The organism is Gulosibacter sp. GYB002, from assembly GCF_036577665.1.
GTDB lineage: Bacteria > Actinomycetota > Actinomycetes > Actinomycetales > Microbacteriaceae > Gulosibacter > Gulosibacter hominis.
The window spans coordinates 182,983-200,145 of sequence record NZ_JARBDD010000002.1; the positions used below are offsets into that span (position 1 = coordinate 182,983).

Here is a 17,163-nt window from a genome sequence, read left to right on the forward strand (position 1 = left end):
CGCGCCGCTGCTACTGCATGATGCGACGCTCGCCGATGACCTCACCGTAGGGGGTCTCACCGACGACCTTGAAACCCATCGCTTCAAAGAACCGGCCGGGACCGAGGTCCCCGTCTTCCCACACCGCGATCACGCGGTCAAAGCCGCGGTTGAGCGCCTCGGTGAGCACCGCATTAACTGCGAACGCTCCCACACCCTGGCGCTGGTGGCCGGCATCAACGTTCATGCGCAGGATCGTTGAGCGAAAAAGCTCGTCTTCGGCATCCGGGTCGAAAGTGGCCATGATGAAGCCCACGACTTCACCATCGGCCTCGACAACGCGCGGCCACATGGTGTCTTGATTGACGTACGCCTCTGAGATTGAGTGCGAGACCGGAGCGACGAATGCTTCCTGCCCGGGCTTCAGCGTCAAGGTATTGGCTGCCACAACATTGTCAGCGGTAAGTGGAGTAATTCGCAGCTCAGTCATAGCTCGAGCCTACCCGCTGTAGGTAACGCTTCACAGAAACCTCACTGTGCACCGGCTGGGGTTGTGCTTGCTGGCCACACGGTCAGTAACAGGTGTTCTCGAGCCGTACGGCACTAGCATGGCCAGGTAATGGCGCACACCCCAACCGGGTTGCGCTCGCGGCTTTCGATACTCACCGGTATCGATGTTCGACTCGGCTCATGCACTCGCTGGAGGTTGCTCGTGACACGTGATTCAAGTGACGCACTGCACGGTTTGATCGCGCTGGTTCGCCTTGACGGTAAGGGCGAATTGCGTGAGGGGATGCACGTTGAGCGTTTCGAAGCCGTCGACGCCGACTCGGTGCGTGAACTGGTGCTCACCAGGGCGATGGAGCGTGCCGCTGAGCTTGGTGAAGACCTCGATGTGCGCACGATTGATGTTGATGCGGTTTATCCGCTGCGAGTGAGTGCGAGCGGTGGGCTCGACCAGGTGGGCGATCCCGAGCCACTGCAGCCGGGCGACACCGACCTCGCGCCAGATACTGAGTCGCTGCACGAGACGGTCTCGCTGCCGCGAACCTCGATGATGGCGGCACTGCAGGCTGAACCAGAATCTGCGCCCCAACCGGCGGAATCAAAGCCTGCTGCGCACAGCGACACCGATCTCGATGATGAGCCGCTGCTCTTGCAAGAGCCTGAGATCGTCGACGAGTCTGACGACAGCGCGAGCACGGCCACGGCCGGTGCGCATCCGAAAGATGACGACCGCGCCGCTCCGGAAACTGACGAGGTGCCGATCGTCGCCAACATGTTCGCGGATGCTGACGAAGACAGCGGCGTCACCGTCGACGAGTACCACGATGAGGGGCTCGACCACGACTTCGACGACCTTGATGAGGATGAGTTGGAAGCCGAGACAGCAGACGCTACGGCTGACGACGAGTGGTCGCCCGTGTTCGCGCGGGATGCGCGTGCCGCCGCGGCGGCCACCGCGCAGCGCGATCAGACGGATGAAAATCTGACTGCCGAGTCTGCACCGAGCGAGTCGGCACCGAGCGATTCTGAGACAGGAGAACACGGGGCGGCTGAATCAGCGCCGGCCGAATCAGGAGACTCTGCACCGGCGAAACCGCAGCCAGCGCCAACCGCTCAGTCAGGCGTATCCCGGCCGGCCGTAATCGCTGGCAGAGCCGGTGGCCCGGCCGGCGCACCGACGCTTGACGACTTTTTTGCCGACGCGCAGCGACCCCGCAAGCGGGTTGCTGAAACCGGTTGGCGGGCAGGACTACGCAAACTCACCGGCGGGCTCATCACCCTACCCCCGGGTCGTGCCGAGCGCACCGAAAACGACGATATCGAGGCCATCCAGCGCAGCTTCGACGGACCGCGCACCATCGTGGTGGTCAATCCCAAGGGTGGCGCCCACAAAACCACCACAACGCTCATGATCGCCGCGATGTTCGGCATCTACCGTGGCGGCTCCACCCTGGCCTGGGACAACAACGAAACCCGCGGTACCCTCGGCTGGCGGTCACGCCCCGCCAATCACTCGAACACCGCTGTTGACCTGCTGCGCGAACTGCCGAAATTCGAAATTTCCGGCGGTGCCTCGATCAACGAGCTCGACCAGTACGTGCGCAACCAGGGCCACGCCCGGTTCGACGTGCTCGCCAGCGACGACGATGCCGCCAGTGCGGCCATCATTGACGACGACGCGTTTAGTCGCCTGCACCGGGCACTGAGCCGTTTCTACCGCATCATGGTCATCGACACCGGCAACAATATGCGGGCATCGAACTGGGAAGCCGCGGTCGACGCAGCCGACCAGCTCGTGATCGTTTCGACCTCGCGCGAAGACACCGCCGCATCGGCCGCGTGGCTGGCCGACGGGCTGCGCGAGCGGGGCCTCGGCGAAAAACTCGCCAACGCCGTCACGATCATTTCGGCGCCCTCGGCGAAAGAAGACTCTGAACGCACGAGCCGACTCGCTAGCCACTTCTCGCAGCTGACCCGCGTGGTGCTTTCGGTGCCGTATGACGAAGAATTTGTTGGCGGCGGTGAGCTTGATGTGCGCTCACTCAAACCCACAACCCGGGATGCGTGGCGGCGCGTAACCGCCGAAATCGCGCGCGGGCTCTAGTCAAGGCTGGGCACGCCGGGGAGCGCGAAAATATTACCGGCAACGGTCACTATTGCCGTGCATCCCCGCCGCAGTGGTGGGGAGGTTGCGCACGTGCATCCCCGCGGCGCATCCACGCAGTAACCTAGCTTGTATGCTCACAGTCACTACCTCCACGCATGCAGTCGACCCCGCCGAGATGACCGACATCATCACCGGGCTTGACTGGCGCGCTGGTGTGGTGCTGTCGAGCGGGGTCGAGTTTCCGGGTCGCTACACCCAGTGGGATCTTGGCTTCATCGACCCGCCCCTGAAACTCGAAGGTCGCGGCTTTTCGCTGCGGATGCAGGCACTCAACGACCGCGGGCTTGTACCGCTGCGGGCCTTCGTGGATGCGCTGCAGCAGATCGATGGGCTCACCCTCAGCGCCGTATCGAGCCACGAATACCTGATCGAAATCACCCCGCAGCGAGATGAGCTGCTGGCCGAAGAAGACCGCACCCGGCGGCGCTCATCGTTCACCGTACTGCGTGCGCTCATTGCCGCACTGCCGTCGGACGCCCCGCACCTGGGGCTGTACGGCCCGTTCGGCTACGACCTGGTGCGCCAAATCGAGGCGTTGAACGAACCCGCCGGCGGTGACCAGCGCGACCTCGTCGTCTACCTGCCCGACTCGGTGCTGGCCGTTGATCGGCAGCGCGGGGATGCTCGCCGCTATGACTACGAGTTCGAATACCTCGGGCAATCAACCCAGGGGACCCCTCGCACCGAAGTCCCGGCCCCCTTCAGCGGCCCCGACCCGCAGGCGCAGCCGAGCCGCGACCACCAGCCCGGAGAGTATGCGCAACTGGTGCGCCAAGCAAAAGACTCGTTCCGTCGTGGCGACCTGTTCGAGGTGGTACCGGGGCAGGCATTCCGCAGGCCACTACACACCACGCCCTCACGGGTGTTCCAGCGGCTGCGCCGCGACAACCCGGCACCCTATGGCGCGCTCATGAACCTCGGCGGCAATGAATTTCTCATCACCGCATCCCCCGAAATGTTTGTGCGGGTGAACGGCCGTCGCATCGAAACCGCCCCCATCTCGGGCACGATTGCTCGAGGCACCGATGCCATCGAAGATGAGGGGCAAATCCGCACGTTGCTCAATAGCGAAAAAGATCGCGCCGAACTGACGATGTGCACCGATGTTGACCGCAACGACAAGGCACGCATCTGCGAACCCGGATCGGTGCGAATCATCGGCCGCCGCCAGGTAGAGCTGTACGCCAAGGTGATTCACACGGTCGACCACGTCGAAGGTACGCTGCGCCCCGGCTATGACGGAATCGATGCGGTGGCCACACACATGTGGGCGGTCACCGTAACCGGGGCGCCAAAAATCTGGGCCATGCGGTTTATTGACGAGCACGAGCGCTCGCCGCGCACCTGGTATGCGGGTGCGCTCGGGGTGCTCGGCGCGAATGGCGATGTCAACACCGGGCTCACAATTCGCGCGGCAATGATCCGCGACGGAATTGCCGAGGTGCGCGCCGGCGGCACGCTCCTCATCGAATCGGTTCCCGAAGAAGAAGAACGCGAAACCGAGATGAAAGCCTCGGCGCTGCTCGAGGCCATCGACGCGGCCGACGCTTACGAATCCGAACCCGAAGCCGCGCCGCTGGCTGGCAGCGGACACCGCATCCTGTTTTTTGACCACGAAGACTCGTTCGTACAGATGCTCGCCGGATATATGCGCGAAACCGGTGCCGAGGTGCACACTGTGCGAGTGCCGAAGGGCGGCCTCGATACGGACGCTATTGCCGCGGTGATCGACCAGCAGCAGCCCACGCTCGTGGTGATGTCACCGGGGCCGGGTAACCCCGACGACTTTGCGGACGCCCGGATTCTCTCCGAAGTTGATCGCCGCGGTCTACCGGTGTTCGGGGTGTGCCTCGGGCAGCAGGCGATGGCCGAATATTTTGGTGCCACCCTCAAGCAGCTCGAACATCCGTTGCACGGCCAGGAACGCGAGGTGCGCGTGGTGGCCGCAGGTTTTCTCGATTCGCTTCCCGAAACATTTGTCACCGGGCGGTACCACTCGCTGTATGTCGACCCCGCTTCGATGCCCGAAAACCTCACAGTGGTTGCCAACGATGCAGACGGCATCCCGATGGCCATTCAGCACCGCGACAAACCGTGGTTTGGGGTGCAATTTCATCCCGAATCGCTCATGACGCTGCGCGACCGGGCCGGGCACCGGATTATTGATGCGGTGCTGGCGCAGTGCGACGCCCCGCAATAGCGACCTGGCGCACGCGCGAGCTGTCGAGGGTCAAACCGTAACCACCATTTCACCCCGGGTTCGGTCGCGCTCGATTACACTCGCTTTCGGCGCTGACCACGCGCTATTTCACCCGCGTGTACCGGCGCCCCAAACGGACCGGGTGCATGCCTGAGCCTGAAAGGCATTTGTTGAGCAGCAAAATCGAGTTCCGCTACCTCTCCGAACCCGACACCATCGCGGCCGGCGTACTGGATATGCCCTCGTGTGTGGCGGTAATGGAAGAGACTTTTCAGCTGTATGCGCGCGGTGATTATCGGATGGCCGGTCCGAATAATGATTCGCACGGAGCTCGGATGACCTTTCCTGAAAACCCGGCGATTCCGACCATGCCCGCGCACGCCGACGAGCGCCGGTTTACGGCGATGCCGGCATATTTGGGCGGCTCGTTCGGCACCACCGGGATGAAGTGGTACGGCTCGAATCTTGAGAACCGCGACAAGGGTCTGCCGCGTTCCATCCTCATGTTTATGCTCAACGACACCGACACCGCGGCGCCGCTGGCGCTCATGTCGGCGAACCTGTTGTCGGCGATGCGCACCGGTGCGGTCTCGGGGGTTGGTGCCAAATATTTTGCGCGCCCCGACTCAAAAGTGGCCGGTGTTGTTGGCCCCGGTGTGATGGGCCGCACGACCCTCGCCGCGATGGCCGCAGTGCTGCCCGAACTCGACACCGTGAAGGTGCGCGGCCGCAGTCAGGCGGGTATCGACGAATTCCGCGCGTGGGTGGGCGAGTGGGTTCCGCAGATCCGCGATATTCAGGTGGTCTACTCCAACGAAGAAGCCGTGCGCGGTAGCGATGTGGTGGCCTATTGCGCCACTGCCAAGGCCGGCGACGTCGAGAACTATCCGCTGCTGAAGCGCGAGTGGCTGCGCGATGGCACATTCGTTGCCATGCCGGCGCCGGCAAATATTGACGAAGAACTCGAAGACCTCTCGGTGCGCAAGGTCGTCGACTCATACGGTCTGTATGAGGCGTGGGCGCTGGACGCGCCATATCCCACCCACAATTTTGTCGGCATCATCGGCTGCAAATTCCTCGACCTGGTGTCGGAAGGCAAGATGCGCCACTGGGATATTGAAGAGCTTGGCGCGGTGGTCGAAGGCAGCGCGGATGGGCGTCGCAGCGATGACGAAATCGTGCTGTTCTCGGTGGGCGGCCTGCCGATCGAGGATGTCGCCTGGGGCACCACCATCTACCGCAACGCGGTCGAGCGCGGCATCGGCACCCTGCTGCCGCTGTGGGACACCCCGGCGCTCGCCTAAAAGAGGGAGGGGAGTGTCACAGCGTGTGGACACTCCCCGGCCGGTTGCTCAGCTCGATTGCTCGCTAGTCAGAAACGGGCGTGCTTGCTAATCAAAAACGATCGTGCGCTGGCCATCCAGCAGGATGCGGTGCTCGGCAAACCATTTCACCGCTTGGGTGAGGGTGCGCGACTCTTCATCCTGACCGAGCGATTGCAGCTCGGCAACCGACTGCGAGTGGTCGACACGGCGCACATTTTGTTCGATGATCGGCCCCTCGTCGAGGTCGGTGGTGACAAAGTGCGCCGTGGCGCCCACGAGCTTCACACCCCGGGCGTGCGCCTGACGGTAGGGGTTGGCACCCTTGAAGCCGGGTAGGAACGAGTGGTGAATATTGATGGCGCGGCCCTCGAGCGCATCGCATAGCTCGGGCGAGAGAATTTGCATGTAGCGGGCAAGCACCACCAGCTCGATATCGTGTTCGGCAACCACCTCGAGTACCCGACGCTCGAACGCGGCTTTTTCTTCGGGGTTTGTCACCGGAAGATGTTCAAACGGCACCTCATAAAATTTGGCGAGCGAGGCGAGCGTGGGGTGGTTTGACATCATCATCGGCACCTCGATCGGCAGATAGCCCGAGTGATACCGGAAAAGCAGGTCGTTGGCGCAGTGCTCGGCTTTAGACCCGAGAATCAGCGTGCGGATGCGACGCTCGGTAGCGTCGAGGTGGATCTGTGCGTTAAACCGAGCGGCAACCGGCTCGAGCTCGGCCATCAGCGCACCTCGCGTCACCGGGGTCGCGACCTCCAGGCGCAGAAAAAACCGACCAGTGTCGGTGGACGAAAACTGTTGCAGTTCAAGAATGTTTCCCGAGGCCGCGACCAGGGCGGCCGTAATCGCATGGACAATTCCGGGGCGGTCGTCGGCGACTAGCGTCAGAATCCACTGCTGTTCGTTCGGGGTGCTGGGCTGCTTCGTCGAGGAATTACTCACCAGGTCAGCCTACGACACCAGCCAAGCTTCACCGCGTAACCTGGGGCAGTGAGTATGAGCCCCGACACCAAACGTCCGCTGCCGATGCTGGCGCTCATCGCGCTCGCCACGGCCTCGTTCATGTCGATCACCATCGAGATGATGCCGTCGGGCTTGATGCATCTGATGGCGCCCGAGCTGCAGGTGCAGCATTCGGATATCGGCAACCTGGTGTCGGTTTTTGCGCTCACTGTTGTGCTCACCTCCACACCGCTGGTGCTGCTGCTCAGCCGCATCCCCAAACGCACCCTGCTGGTGGTGGTGCTCACGATTTTTTCGATCGGCACGGTTTTTACGGCGCTGGCCCCGAACTATGCGTTGGTGGCGGTGAGTCGAGTGGTTACCGGTGTCGCCCACGGTGTGTTTTGGGCCACGGTTACCGCCTACACCGCAACCATTGTGCGACCCGAACAGGTCATGAAAGCTGTCTCGATCACCGGCGGTGGCGGCAGTCTTGCCTTCGTGCTGGGCGTGCCGATCAGCACCTCGCTGGGGCAGTGGCTGGGGTGGCGTGCGGCGTTCATTGCCGTGGCGGCAGGCTGTTTGGTGGTCGTGCTCATCCTGCTCATGGTGCTTCCCAAGGGCCGGTCCGGGGAACCGACAGTCACCACCGGTGCGATCGACACCGAGGCCGTGGCCAATGCGCTGCAGGGTCCGCAGCACTCACTGCGCATGGTGACGCTAGTGTGCATCCTCACCGCCATTGTCATGTGCGGGCAATACAGCTTCTACTCGTATAACGCGCCATACCTGCTGCAGGAGGTGGCGATTACCGAGGCGCAGCTGCCGGTGGCGCAGTTTGGCTACGGCATCGCGTCGGCGCTCGCGGCGACTGCCACCGGGATGCTGTTCACCAGCCGGCCCAAATCGGGCTGGTATTTCACCGCGGTGCTCATGCTCGCCGGCGGTGCCGTACTGACAATCTTCCCGGGGATGCAGCCGGTTGCGCTCACGGGTTTTGTGCTGTGGGGTGCCGGGATGGGATTCATGCCGGTGCTGCTGCAGGCACGGCTTTTGGCGGCCGCGTCGGCGCGCCAACGAGATTTGGCCGCGGCGCTTTACAACACCGGGTTCAATATCGGTATCGCATCCGGTTCATATTTGGGTGGTCTGCTGCTGACATCGTTCGGGATGCGCGCCCCTGGCACGGCATTTATGGCGCTATTGGTGCTGGCCATCGTGCTTTCAATCGTGATTGATTGGCGGCAACGAAAATCGGCCGCGGCTGCGGTGTGAGCCCGGAATTTTTGTTGCGCACCGGATTGTGAGCCACTGTCAACTTTTGCCCGCTCTAGTATGGAACGAGCCGCGACTGGCGTCGGGTGGGTCACCATCGGGAAGCGGCAGAAGGAACACGAGCCGCACGCCTGGGTTCGCCGATCCAGTTCAACAAGCCATTGAATTGAACAAGGAGTCAATGTGTCCGACTACCAGAACTTGCCGCTTTCACAGGTCGATCCGGAAATCCTCGAGGTGCTGCGAGGCGAGCTTGATCGTCAACGCAACACGCTCGAGATGATCGCCAGCGAAAACTTTGTGCCGCGTGCCGTGCTCGAATCGGCCGGCAGCGTGCTCACCAACAAGTACGCCGAGGGATACCCCGGCCGCCGCTACTACGGTGGCTGCGAGGTTGTTGACGTGGCCGAAAACCTGGCCCGCGAACGCGCAAAACAACTGTTCGGAGCCAAGTTTGCGAATGTGCAACCGCACTCGGGTGCGACCGCGAACGCTGCCGTACTGCACGCACTCGCCACCCCGGGCGACACCATCCTTGGGCTTTCGCTTGACCATGGTGGGCACCTCACCCACGGGATGAAGATCAACTTCTCGGGCCGCCTCTACGATGTGGCAGCCTACGGCGTCGACTACGACACCGGTCGCGTCAACATGGAAGAAGTCGCCCGACTCGCACGCGAACACAAACCCAAGGTCATCATCGCCGGCTGGTCGGCCTACCCGCGCCAGCTCGACTTTGCTGCGTTCCGCGAGATCGCCGACGAGGTTGGTGCGTACCTGTGGGTTGATATGGCGCACTTCGCCGGCCTGGTAGCCGCTGGTCTGCACCCCAACCCGATGGAACACTCCGACGTCGTCTCATCGACCGTGCACAAGACCATCGGCGGCCCCCGCTCGGGTCTCATTCTCACCAATGACCCCGACCTGTCGAAAAAGATCAACTCGGCCGTGTTCCCCGGACAGCAGGGCGGCCCGCTCATGCACATCGTGGCAGCAAAGGCCACCGCCTTTAAGCTCGCCGCCAGCCCCGAGTTCAAAGAACGTCAGGAGCGCACTCTGCGCGGCGCAGCGATCATTGCCGAGCGTCTCATGCAGCCCGACATGGCCGAACACGGTGTGGCTCTGACCACCGGTGGCACCGAAGTGCACCTGGTGCTCGTCGACCTGCGCGACGCCGAAATTGACGGCCAGCAGGCTGAGGATCTGCTGCACCAGGTGGGTATCACCGTCAACCGCAACGCCGTACCCAACGACCCGCGCCCGCCGATGGTGACCTCGGGGCTGCGCATCGGTACCCCGGCGCTGGCAACCCGCGGTTTCGGTGATGAAGAGTTCCGCGAGGTGGCCGAGGTGATCGCCGAGACCCTCAAGCCAAACCCCGATATTGAAGCCCTGCGCGCACGGACGCAGGCGCTGGCTGATGCCTTCCCGCTCTACCCGGGGCTGGTGTACGCGTGAGCGCACAACGTCTCGACGGTAAGCTCGCCGCGGCCCAAATCAAGACCGAGCTAAAAGAGCGCGTGGCGGCGCTTCGCGAACGCGGGTTTGTTCCCGGGCTCGCCACGGTGCTGGTGGGTGACGACCCGGCCTCCAAGCTTTACGTGGGCGGTAAACACCGCGACTGCGAGGAGGTTGGTATCGCCTCGATCCGTGTTGAGCTGCCGGCCGACGCGACGTTCGAGGCGGTGGCGGCCGAACTCGATCGGCTCAACGCCGACGAGAGCTGCACCGGGTACATCGTGCAATTGCCGCTACCGAAGCACCTCGACCAGGATGCGCTGATTGAGCGTATCGATCCCGCCAAGGATGCTGACGGCCTGCATCCGATGAATCTCGGCCGACTCGTGCTCAACGCCAAGTCGCCGATCGAAACACCGCTACCGTGCACCCCGCGCGGCTGCATTGAGCTGCTCGAACGCAACGGCATTTCGCTCGACGGTAAGCATGTGGTGGTGCTCGGACGTGGCGTCACGGTGGGGCGTTCAATTGGCCCGCTGCTGACACACCGTCGCTACAACGCCACTGTCACGCTCACTCACACTGGCACCCGCAACCTGCCCGAGATTGTTCGCACCGCCGATGTGATCATTGCCGCCGCAGGCTCGCCCGGAGTGGTGACTGCCGAGATGGTGAAACCCGGTGCCGCGGTACTCGATGTGGGGGTGTCACGCATCCCCGACCCGGAAACCGGCAAATCGAAGGTGCGCGGCGACGTTGACGCCGCAGTTTGGGATGTTGCCGGCCAGGTTTCGCCGAACCCCGGCGGTGTGGGTCCCATGACCCGCGCGCTACTGTTGGCAAATGTGGTCGAGACTGCCGAACGTGCGCTCGCGGCCCGAGAGATCGAGCGCTAATTAACTCCGCACAACAGGCCTAGCTACGCACAAAAACCGGGGTGTGCCTCATCGTGGGGCCACCCCGGTTTTTTGCTGTTTGGTGTGCCGACCCTTGCGTTAGGCGTCGCGGCGGGCGGCCCCGGTTTTTACCGCCGGGTAGATTTGCAGCCCATCCCAGCCATACTCGGTGAATGCTTCGCGCAGCATTGCTTCGAGTCGGTCGTAGTCTGCCTGCGCCACGATGACGAATACGGCACCGCCAAAACCCGAACCTGTCATGCGGGCCGCCGGTGCGCCAGCTGCCGCAGCCACATCGCAGATGAGATCAATGCGCTGGGTCGAAACCTCAAAATCGTCGCGGATTGACCGCTGCGACTCGTTAAAAAGCGGTAGCACTGAAGGCAGCCCCTCGGTGCGGTTGAGTCGCGTGAAGTCGAGCACACGCTGAATTTCGGTCACGATATAGCGGGCACGGCGATAGTCGGCCTCATCGAGCTGTTCTTGCGCGGCTTCGAGTTCTTCGATCGACAGTTCGCGAAGCGACTGATAACCGAGCTGCTCGGCAACACGTCGGCAGGCGGCGTGGCGATCGTTTACCTTACCGGCCCAGTTGCGATGCGTTTCGCCACTTTCAACGATCATTCCCACATAGCCGTGTGCCGAGAGCGGGTTGACATCGATGGCCGTCGCATCACCGCCGCGAGCATCGTAGAACACATCGCGGTGCTCTTCGGCGAGGAGCACTGTGACGTGGTCGCTCATCCCCGATGAAGCGCCGATGTAGTCGTTTTCAACCTCGTAGCCGAAGCGTGCCAGGCGCATTGGCGTTTGATCGAGGTTCCACAGTTCGTTGAGCGCGGTTGAGAGGGCAGCGCACAGCGAGGCGCTCGAGGCCAGCCCGGCACCGATCGGTACATCGGTGGTAATGAACATGTCGAGGCCCGTGAGCTGCGGTGTTGGGCGGTCATCGTCGAATACGTGCTCGGGCAGCCAATTGCGGATGACCCAGAGCAGCCCCAGCGGATAGTCCTGCCAGGCGTGGGCGGCGGGCGGAGCGATGTCATTAAGCTCGACATCGATTGCCTCGTCAACCAGATCAGTGCGGATACGGATGAGTCGGTCAGTGCGCGGTGTGAGCGCCACTGCCGAGCGGGCACCATAGGCGAATCCGTAGGTGATGCCATCCTGGATGTCGGTGTGGTCGCCCATCAGGCTGATCCGCCCGGGGGCAGACCATACTCCGGCGGGGTTGAAACCAAACGCATCGGCGAAACCTGTGCGAACGACGTCGCTCGTATTGCGGTGCATCAGCTGCTCAATTTCCTACGTCGATAACTACGGATACCTCTATCGTATCCGGCACTGGTCAACGGTTCATGATGCTGCGGGCGGTCGTGGCGGCAAGCGGCAGAGGGACGGTGCTCGTTAGTGGTCCGCTGTGCTGGTTGGGGCTTCCGATAGCAGCGAGCGCAACTCGGCGGGAGACACCGTGGCGTGGGCACGTGCCCGCTGCTGCAGTTCGCGGTCGGCCGTGGCGAGTGCGATGAACTGCTGCGGGCCGTTTTCGCGCAGCTGATCGACTGCGGTGACCAATTCATCATCACCCGCGGCGCTGGCTGTACGCACTGTGATGAGCTCGCTCGGGGTGGCATCGGGATCGCTTGCGGCGGATTTGGCGTCTCCTTCGAGCACGATTACAAACTGCGGCCAGATTCGCTCGAGCGGCAGGCCCAGTAGTTGGGCCGGCACACCCGACCGGCTCAGTGCGGCGAACTGATTCATGAGCGCGCGGGCGGCTGCGGCGCGGTCGCGCCACCAGCCGTCGGGTACCGTGCCCATGACGTTTGCCAGGTCGACCACGATCACGGGACGAGCACGCAGGACGGCATCGAGATCGGGGAGGGATGCGGCAAATCCGGGATGCAGTGGTAGCTCGGCCAATTTTTCGATCGGCACCCAGCGCGCATCCGCCGACTCGGCGTCGTTGAGCTGCGGCTGAAACGGATAGCGCGCTTCGGCGATCAGGGTGGTGTATGACCAAAACCCGAGGTCGAGCACCCGGGTAGCAATAATGTGCGCTGCATCTGGCGGTACGGTGAGTTCTTCGTGTGCTTCGCGCAGTGCGGCCGCAGCGGGAGTTTCATCGCGATCGCGGGCGCCGCCCGGGATACCCCAGGTGTCGCCGTGGTGGCTCCACGCTGCGCGGTGTTGCAGCAGTATTCCGCGCTGCTGATCGACAATAGCCAGGCCAGCGGCTCCGTAGCGTCCCCACATCCGTTTACCTCCGGGGCCGTATACCCAGGCGTCGCCAGACTGTGGTTCGGTAGCGCGTGGCTGCTCCATAACTCCTCGCTTTCGGATGCCGAATCGGAAGAATCTGCCGGCATCAGCCTAGGTGCTGTAACTCAATCGCCAATACAGCGGCGTTTTGCAACGGCGAGTGGCTGATGCTAATCGAGGCCGTTATGCCAATACCATTGAAGCGGTCAAAAAAGGGCATTCTTATGCGCGTGTTGCGCGCTATACTTGATGGGAGCGGTGCTCTCTATCTTGTGATATTCACGGCAGTGGAATTCTTGAGATCTGCAACCGCTCAAGTTTGAATGCTGAGTCGGTAGTGGGGGTGCTCGCTCGATGCGGGTTTTTGCAAACAATTTGCGTCGGGGTGCCGGTGTGCTGGTAGCCGGTGCGCTCGTTTTTGTAACACCGGTGTTTTCGGCCACCGCTCAGCCGCTCGACGGCTTCACCGTGCGCGCGGTTGATACAGATACTCCAACCGAGCCTCAGACCCCATCCGAGCCTCAGACCCCCAGCGAACCGGAAACGCCCGAGGCGCCCACCGACCCTGGCGTTACCGATCCGGGTACGACTGAGCCTGGTACTACTGAGCCGGGTGCGAGCGAACCGAGCGCTACTGAGCCAGATCCGAGCACTCCGGCGCCCGGCGAGTCTGCCCCCGGCACCACGGCACCCGATCCCGGCGACACGAGTGCCCCCGGCCCCACCGGTGAGAACACCCCGACCCAGCCGGGCACCCCGCGACCTAGCGCGTCGCCAACCGCGCCAGCAACCGATGCCCCGCAGTACGACCTCGACAGTGTTGACTTTGTCACGCCGGAAGATGTTGATGCCGCTGGCAGCGATCCGGCGCAGCGCAGCCAACTCACCGGTCGCGCCCTCGAACAGCTCGAACTTATCGATAAAGCGCTTCGAGAATCACGCGAACGGGTCAACAAGGCCGGTGAACGCTATGCCACCGCGAGAGACAAGGCCGATGACGCGCGTGCCGAAGTGAAACGGCTCGAGAGCAGAATTGAAAACGAACGCAATAGCGCCGAAGTATCCGATCAGGTGGTGGGCCTGATGGTGCGCGAAATGCGCCAGGGTACCTATTCGGTACCTCCCGAACTCAACGTGGTGCTCGAGGGCGGCGACGACATGCTCTACCGTTACGGGGTGGTGTCATCTCTGACGCGGGATCAGGTGCTCAACGCGAAGCGGGCAACCCGGGCTGCCGACCGGCTCGAGCAGCTGCTGCCGGAAGCCGACCGCAAACGTAAAGAGGCCGAGCAACTCGAATCTGAGGCTGCGGCAGCCAAACGCGAGGCGGTGGCCGCTCAGGAATGGCTCACCAATCAGCTCAAAAAAGCTGAGAGTAGCTCAGACGCGCTGCTCGAAGTGCTTGCCAAACTCGGCTACGAAGGCGGCACTGTTTCGAGCGAGCTGCTGGGGCTGCTGAAAACCCGTAATGATTTGCGTGCGCTCAGCGACACCGAGCTCAAGGGCAACGGTAAGGTTGCCCAGCCGCTAGAAAACTGGCGGGTTACCGACGGCTACGGCTACCGCACCGAACCCAAGGTGGGGATGCACCGCGGCACCGACTTCGTGGTGAACGGCAACACCTGCGGCGCGCCACTCTACGCGATGGTCGATGGCACCGTCACCTACGCAGGCGCACTCGGCACCTTCGGCAACCACGTTGAGATCACCACCGCGAGCGGGCTTGTCTACTCGTACTCGCACATCCAAGACAACGGCATTGGCGTGGGTCTCGGAGACAAGGTGCGAGCCGGGCAGCCAGTGGCACTCATCGGCAACACAGGATTCTCGACCGGCTGCCACCTGCACCTCGAGGTCCTCGTCGACGGCCAGCACATGGATCCGATGATCTGGCTGCGAGCGAACGGTTTGGCCTAAGCCACCACGAAAACGGCACCAGCACACCAATAAAACGGTTGAAATCGCGTTCAACCAACCCGGCGATGAGCTTCAGCTCGGCGATTGCTGAGCTTGAAACATGCAAACAACTGTCGCCACATTCGCTCAGCACGCCCTCGGCCGCCGCGGTGCTTGGATCGCGCTCGGCTCACTATTGCTAATAATCACGCTACTTTTCGGGCTTTTCGGATCCGCACCGGCACCGGCACGAGCCGATCACGCCGCCGATAATGCCGAATCGACCCGCGCCGCCGAACTGCTGTCGACATTCCCCGATGCCGACACCCAGTCGGTGCTGATCGTCGCAGAACGAGACGACCGGCAGCAACTCACCGCCACTGACATCGATCGGCTGGCGGCCCTGTCGCCCGCGCAAAACCTCGACGCGCCCCGCGGGCCAATCGTCAGCGAAGACGGGCGAGCGGCACTCATGGTGCAGGCGATCACCACCGGTGAATCGAACTCTGACACTGCCGAGGAGATCTCAACGCTGCGTCAGACACTCGCAGACTCGGACGTGCCCGGAATGAAGCTGTACGTTACCGGTGGTCCCGCCTTCGGAGCCGATATTGCCGCATCCTTCGATGGTGCCGATTTCACCCTGTTGCTGGTCACCGTCGGTATTGTTGCGGCACTGCTCATCGCCACCTACCGGTCGCCGGTCCTCTGGTTGGTACCGCTGGCAGTGGTGGCGATCGCTGACGGCCTTGCCGGGCGCGTCACCGCGGCACTTGCCGACTGGCTCGACTTGGGTTTTGACACCGGCATCATCAGCGTGCTCGTGTTCGGAGCCGGCACCAACTACGCCCTGCTGCTGATCTCGCGATACCGCGACCAGCTGCGCGAGGAACCCGACCACCGCGTGGCGCTCGCGACCGCCTGGCGTGCATCCCTCGGTGCGATCGTTGCGTCGAACCTCACCGTTGTGCTGTCACTTATCACCCTGGTTTTCGCGGTGATTCCCGGCACCCGCGGCCTGGGAGTGGCGGCCACTGCGGGCCTGCTCATCGCCGCAGCTGCCGTACTGCTGGTGCTGCCGCCGGCGCTCGCGGTGTGTGGACGCGGGGCATTTTGGCCGGTAATTCCGCGGCCCAACCATCGGCCCGCCCGCGTCAATATTTGGCAGCGGGTGGCAACCACAGTTTCGCGTCGTCCCGCAGCGAGCCTGGTTTCAGGGCTGGCGCTGCTGGCTGTGCTCGCGGCGGGGCTCATTGGCACCTCGGTGGGGCTCGACCAGTTGGCCAAGTTCCGGGTGCAATCCGAGTCGGCGACCGGGCTCGAAGTGCTCAGCAAACATTTCCCGGCCGGCGAAGCCCAGCCGATTCAGGTGGTGGTGCAAACTCACGACACCGATGCCGTGGTGGCGGCAGCTGCCGATGTGCCAGGCGTGTTGCGGGCCCACCCGAGCGGTACCGCCGCTGATGGTGCACTCACCCGCATCAGTGTGACCAGTGAGTATTCGCCGAGTTCCCTCGAAAGTCTCGATCAAATTCCAGAGCTTCGCAGTGTTCTTTCACAGGCGGCCGAGGGGGAGGTGTTGGTTGGTGGCGTGGTTGCGACCGACTATGACTCCCGTGCCGGTAATGTGCGCGATTTTGCACTGCTAGTGCCGATGATTATTGCCGTGAGCCTGCTGGTACTGGCAGCGCTTACCCGGTCGGTGTTGGCACCCATCCTGCTGATCGCGGTGAATATCGCCAGTGCGGTGGCGGCGATCGGCGCCGGTTCGTGGCTGAGTCGGCTGCTGTTTGACCAGCCTGCGCTCGACCTGCAGGTGCCGCTATTAGCTTTCCTGTTCTTGGTGGCGCTCGGTATCGACTACACCATCTTCCTGGTGCATCGAGCGCAATCCGAGGCGCGTACGCGCGGTACCCGCGAGGGTATGGTGGCTGCGGTCGCGCACACCGGTGGCGTTATCACCAGCGCCGGCATCGTGCTGGCCGCTGTATTCGCGGCACTCGGCGTGCTACCACTGGTCACGCTCGGCCAGCTGGGACTCATTGTTGGAGTTGGCGTCATCGTCGATACGCTGGTGGTACGAACAGTCATCGTCCCCGCACTGTTCGCGCTGCTGGGCGGGCTCTGTTGCAAAAATCGTGAAGCTTGAGCATGCTTGGCGGAGATTGGACGGACGGAACGATGACGGATTTCAAGTGGCGCCATTTCCAGGGTGATGTGATCCTGTGGGCGGTGCGCTGGTATTGT

General features: G+C 63.0%; 12 protein-coding genes and 1 riboswitch. Of the genes, 8 read left to right on the forward strand and 4 right to left on the reverse strand.

Going from position 1 to position 17,163, the window contains the following annotated elements; translation table 11 throughout:
- Window positions 1-10 precede the first annotated feature (10 nt).
- Window positions 11-469, reverse strand: a complete 459-nt coding sequence (locus PV375_RS02045; protein ID WP_201518571.1) for a GNAT family N-acetyltransferase — start codon at window positions 467-469, stop codon at window positions 11-13.
- 129 nt (window positions 470-598) lie between these two features.
- Between PV375_RS02045 and PV375_RS02050 the strand changes: the two genes are divergently transcribed.
- From PV375_RS02050 to PV375_RS02060, 3 genes are all read left to right on the forward strand, one after another.
- Window positions 599-2,590 (forward strand): MinD/ParA family ATP-binding protein, encoded by a 1,992-nt coding sequence (locus PV375_RS02050; protein WP_332105930.1) that lies wholly within the window; start codon window positions 599-601, stop codon window positions 2,588-2,590.
- 133 nt (window positions 2,591-2,723) lie between these two features.
- Window positions 2,724-4,853, forward strand: coding sequence for an anthranilate synthase component I (locus PV375_RS02055; RefSeq protein ID WP_332105931.1), 2,130 nt, complete (start codon window positions 2,724-2,726; stop codon window positions 4,851-4,853).
- A 170-nt stretch (window positions 4,854-5,023) separates the two neighbouring features.
- On the forward strand, window positions 5,024-6,157 hold the full coding sequence (locus tag PV375_RS02060) for a tyramine oxidase subunit B (protein ID WP_332105932.1): 1,134 nt from the start codon (window positions 5,024-5,026) through the stop codon (window positions 6,155-6,157).
- Between the two features lie 87 nt (window positions 6,158-6,244).
- Here the strand turns inward: PV375_RS02060 and purU are convergent, their stop codons facing one another.
- On the reverse strand, window positions 6,245-7,078 hold the full coding sequence (purU, locus tag PV375_RS02065; protein WP_414146392.1) for a formyltetrahydrofolate deformylase: 834 nt from the start codon (window positions 7,076-7,078) through the stop codon (window positions 6,245-6,247).
- A 105-nt stretch (window positions 7,079-7,183) separates the two neighbouring features.
- Here purU and PV375_RS02070 point away from each other — a divergent pair, with 105 nt between their 5' ends.
- The 3 genes from PV375_RS02070 (at window position 7,184) to PV375_RS02080 (ending at window position 10,758) form a co-directional block, all read left to right on the forward strand.
- Window positions 7,184-8,404 (forward strand): MFS transporter, encoded by a 1,221-nt coding sequence (locus PV375_RS02070; protein ID WP_332105942.1) that lies wholly within the window; start codon window positions 7,184-7,186, stop codon window positions 8,402-8,404.
- 62 nt (window positions 8,405-8,466) lie between these two features.
- A riboswitch (ZMP/ZTP riboswitch) is annotated at window positions 8,467-8,548 on the forward strand.
- A 39-nt stretch (window positions 8,549-8,587) separates the two neighbouring features.
- Window positions 8,588-9,862 (forward strand): serine hydroxymethyltransferase, encoded by a 1,275-nt coding sequence (gene glyA / locus PV375_RS02075; RefSeq protein ID WP_332105934.1) that lies wholly within the window; start codon window positions 8,588-8,590, stop codon window positions 9,860-9,862.
- Window positions 9,859-10,758 carry a bifunctional methylenetetrahydrofolate dehydrogenase/methenyltetrahydrofolate cyclohydrolase gene (locus PV375_RS02080; protein ID WP_332105936.1) on the forward strand — a complete coding sequence of 300 codons (900 nt, stop codon included), beginning with the start codon at window positions 9,859-9,861 and terminating at the stop codon, window positions 10,756-10,758. Before glyA ends, PV375_RS02080 begins: the two co-directional genes overlap by 4 nt.
- A gap of 99 nt (window positions 10,759-10,857) precedes the next feature.
- Here the strand turns inward: PV375_RS02080 and PV375_RS02085 are convergent, their stop codons facing one another.
- Together PV375_RS02085 and PV375_RS02090 are read right to left on the reverse strand one after the other, a co-directional pair.
- On the reverse strand, window positions 10,858-12,048 hold the full coding sequence (locus PV375_RS02085) for a galactokinase (RefSeq protein WP_332105937.1): 1,191 nt from the start codon (window positions 12,046-12,048) through the stop codon (window positions 10,858-10,860).
- Window positions 12,049-12,165: 117 nt separating this feature from the next.
- The gene (locus tag PV375_RS02090; protein ID WP_332105938.1) at window positions 12,166-13,083 is read right to left on the reverse strand and encodes an NUDIX hydrolase; all 918 of its coding nucleotides are present in this window, start codon (window positions 13,081-13,083) and stop codon (window positions 12,166-12,168) included.
- Between the two features lie 291 nt (window positions 13,084-13,374).
- On the opposite strand from PV375_RS02090, the gene PV375_RS02095 reads away from it, so the two are divergent.
- Together PV375_RS02095 and PV375_RS02100 are read left to right on the forward strand one after the other, a co-directional pair.
- A complete protein-coding gene (locus tag PV375_RS02095; RefSeq protein WP_332105939.1) occupies window positions 13,375-14,937 on the forward strand; it encodes a peptidoglycan DD-metalloendopeptidase family protein in 1,563 nt (520 codons plus the stop codon).
- A 100-nt stretch (window positions 14,938-15,037) separates the two neighbouring features.
- Window positions 15,038-17,065, forward strand: coding sequence for an MMPL family transporter (locus PV375_RS02100; RefSeq protein WP_332105940.1), 2,028 nt, complete (start codon window positions 15,038-15,040; stop codon window positions 17,063-17,065).
- Window positions 17,066-17,163: the final 98 nt, after the last annotated feature.

Excerpts from the sequence above, each read along its gene's own strand:
- PV375_RS02045 (WP_201518571.1), bottom strand. The coding sequence starts at position 469 with ATGACTGAGCTGCGAATTACTCCACTTACCGCTGACAATGTTGTGGCA.
- PV375_RS02050 (WP_332105930.1), top strand. The coding sequence starts at position 599 with ATGGCGCACACCCCAACCGGGTTGCGCTCGCGGCTTTCGATACTCACC.
- PV375_RS02055 (WP_332105931.1), top strand. The coding sequence starts at position 2,724 with ATGCTCACAGTCACTACCTCCACGCATGCAGTCGACCCCGCCGAGATG.
- PV375_RS02070 (WP_332105942.1), top strand. The coding sequence starts at position 7,184 with ATGAGCCCCGACACCAAACGTCCGCTGCCGATGCTGGCGCTCATCGCG.
- PV375_RS02085 (WP_332105937.1), bottom strand. The coding sequence starts at position 12,048 with ATGCACCGCAATACGAGCGACGTCGTTCGCACAGGTTTCGCCGATGCG.
- PV375_RS02090 (WP_332105938.1), bottom strand. The coding sequence starts at position 13,083 with ATGGAGCAGCCACGCGCTACCGAACCACAGTCTGGCGACGCCTGGGTA.
- PV375_RS02095 (WP_332105939.1), top strand. The coding sequence starts at position 13,375 with ATGCGGGTTTTTGCAAACAATTTGCGTCGGGGTGCCGGTGTGCTGGTA.
- PV375_RS02100 (WP_332105940.1), top strand. The coding sequence starts at position 15,038 with ATGCAAACAACTGTCGCCACATTCGCTCAGCACGCCCTCGGCCGCCGC.